Source organism: Roseiarcus sp., from assembly GCF_052145395.1.
Taxonomy (GTDB): Bacteria; Pseudomonadota; Alphaproteobacteria; order Rhizobiales; family Beijerinckiaceae; genus Roseiarcus.
The window spans coordinates 1-2,683 of sequence record NZ_JBKQOT010000912.1; the positions used below are offsets into that span (position 1 = coordinate 1).

A 2,683-nucleotide genomic window follows, 5' to 3' on the forward strand; every position below is an offset into this window, starting at 1 on the left:
AGCGCGCGGCCGCGCTACGGGCGCTTTTCGGAAGCACAATTGCTATGTGCTTTGGTCGCGGTCATTACTTCCCTCACTGTTGCATCCATGGTGGCGGCCTAAGAGCCGCCCGTTTGCAGGGAAACCCGGCGCGGGCTTCGAGGAGAGCGCCTTTAGGCACAGCATCTTAATCTGCCAACGCGATCGACACTCGAAGAGTGGTCGCCGCCTTGCCGAGAAAGGAGAAAGGTCCACAGGTTTGTCGAAATGCTAGTAAACGGCGCCGTCCCCTGAAACCCCAGCCATTGAAGCAGTCCTACCGCCCGCGGGCCTTCAACGTAAGCACGTCTGCCGGGCGGGACGCCGGCTTGGCGTTAGACCCTCGAAAAGGAGCTCGATCATCCTCGATCATCCACGCGTGGCAAAACGCTTATTGCCGCGCGTCCATCTAACCGCGCATTCCGGGTCGCGACGCAGAAGTTCTTTCGCCTGGGCCCGCGCCTCCTCTCGCGTTCTGAGTTGTCATCCGCGCCAGAGTCTGGAAGACTGGCGCGATCAATGCGTCGCCCGCCGACACCGCCAAGCACCCGCCGAATGCCCGGTGCGCCGACGAGCGTCCGCGGCCGATCGACGCATTGTCAAACCAGGCAGGTCGTCATAAAGGGCGGCAAGCGACTCCCGAAAGCCCGTTGAAATCTCGCCGAGACTTCGCTGACAAAGCGGCGCGCCCAAGGGAATGAAGGCCGATGTGTTCCGAGCCGAGGGCAATCTACCGTTTCGATCATTTCACGCTCGATCTCGTCCGCGGCGGACTGTTCGCTGAGGACGGCTCGCAAGTGGCCTTGCGCCCCAAATCATTCGATTTGCTGCGTTATATGGTCATCAATGCCGGGCGGCTCGTCGACCGCGACGAGCTGATGCAGGCGGTTTGGCCAAATGTCTTCGTCACCGAGGACAGTATCGGGCAATGCGTCAAGGACATCCGCCGCGCGCTCGGCGACCAGACCCAGCGGCTGTTGCGCACCGCGCAGCGGCGCGGCTATCTGCTCGATGTCACGGCGTCGGTCGTCGGCGGAGCCCCCGCCGCGCCACTGCCAGCCGTGGCCGTTGCCGCTGCGGCGGCGCCGTTGCCGCTGCCGACGGCGACCCGGCCGATGCTGGTGGTGCTCCCTTTCGAGAACCTCAGCGGCGATCCCGAACAGCAATATTTCGCCAGCGGTCTGACCGCCGATCTCGTCACCGACCTGACGCGCTTCGACGAGTTGCACGTCGTCAGCCCGCCGGCCCTTGCCCAGAGTTCGGCAACAATCCCGAAGGAGGCCAGCTACCTCGTTGCCGGCAGCGTGCGCCGTGCCGAGGGGCGCATCCGCATCACGATCCGGCTCAACGACGCGCGCACCGGCATCAGTCTGTGGGCCGAGCGTTTCGACGGATCTCTTGGCGAATTGATGGCGTTGCAGGAAGAACTGGTCGACCGCCTGCCGGCGCATCTCGTCATTCAGATAGAGCGGGAGGCGACGCGCCGCTCGCGGCGTCGCCCGGCGGCCAGTCTCGACGCCTACGACCTTTGCCTGCAAGGCCGAGAACTGCAGCTGCGCGTCACCGAACCGGACACGCTCGCCGCCCGAGAACTATTCGACCGGGCCATCAAGCTCGATTCCGAATACGCAACAGCCTATGCTTGGCAGGCCTATACAGTGCAGCGCGGCTTCACTTGGCTGTGGGGCGAGCCGAAAGGGCGGGAGGCGGCGAAGCTCGCGCTGAGATTGGCCCGTCGGGCGGTCGAGCTCGAACCCGGATCGTCGCTGTGTCTCGGCCGGCTCGCCGTCATTCTGATGCTGAATCATGAATGGGACGAGGCGCTTGAAACCGGGCGCGCCGCGGTCCAGGCAAACCCCTGCGCGGCGGAGAGCCGATATGACTACGGCGATGTTCTGGCGCATGCCGGCGACCCGGCTGAGGCGGAGCGCGAAGTTCGCCTGGCGCACAGGCTCAACCCGTTTCACCCGCCTCATTGGCGGGTGCCGCTGGCGCGGGCGCTGATCCGCACCGGGAGGTGGGAGGAAGCGCTCGCGGAGCTGCGTTTCTGCAACGTCCGGATGCCGCAATACATTCCTTGCTTGCAATCATTGGCTGCGGCCTCGGCCGAGCTCGGGCATATCGAGGAAGCCCGCACGGCCGTGGCTGCGATGTTGCACGAAACTCCCGGCCTGACCGTGCGCGACCTCCTCGAGCGGGCTTTCTTTCGTGATCTTGCGATGCTCGAATACCACCGCCGCGGCTTCGTCGCTGGCGGCATGCCCGAGGGAGACACGCCCCTCACGCCGGCGTCTCCCTAACCCCGCATTCGCGGTTTGACCTATCGGCGGGGCGTTCGACTCGATGTGCGTTGCATCACACTCGCGAAGCTGGCGGAGGCGTGGACGGGCAGCCACAGGTGACCCGTCCGCCCAGTTCGAGTCGAGCGGGCGACCTATTGCCAGCCGCCGTTTGGGAGGGACCCATGATAGGGCGTGTCGCGGCAATGGCCCCAGGGGCCGCGCCAATAGCCTGGAGGGCAGCCATTGTAGCTCCACCCCCATCCGGGGCCGGCGCCGGCCCACCTCCATCCCGCGCCGGAGTAGCCCCATGCCGGGCCCGGGCCATGGCCCCATCTGTGGCACGCTCCGCCTGGCCCGCGATACCAGCCTGGACCGCAGCCCTG

General features: G+C 65.8%; 2 protein-coding genes. One reads left to right on the forward strand and one right to left on the reverse strand.

Annotated features, from left to right (window positions below):
* Window positions 1-725: 725 nt before the first annotated feature.
* A complete protein-coding gene (locus ACLP25_RS31570; protein WP_442473033.1) occupies window positions 726-2,318 on the forward strand; it encodes a winged helix-turn-helix domain-containing protein in 1,593 nt (530 codons plus the stop codon).
* 134 nt (window positions 2,319-2,452) lie between these two features.
* On the opposite strand, the gene ACLP25_RS31575 is transcribed toward ACLP25_RS31570, so the two are convergent.
* Window positions 2,453-2,683, reverse strand: a 231-nt coding sequence (locus ACLP25_RS31575; protein WP_442473034.1) for a GCG_CRPN prefix-to-repeats domain-containing protein, incomplete at its 5' end; no start/stop codon positions are given.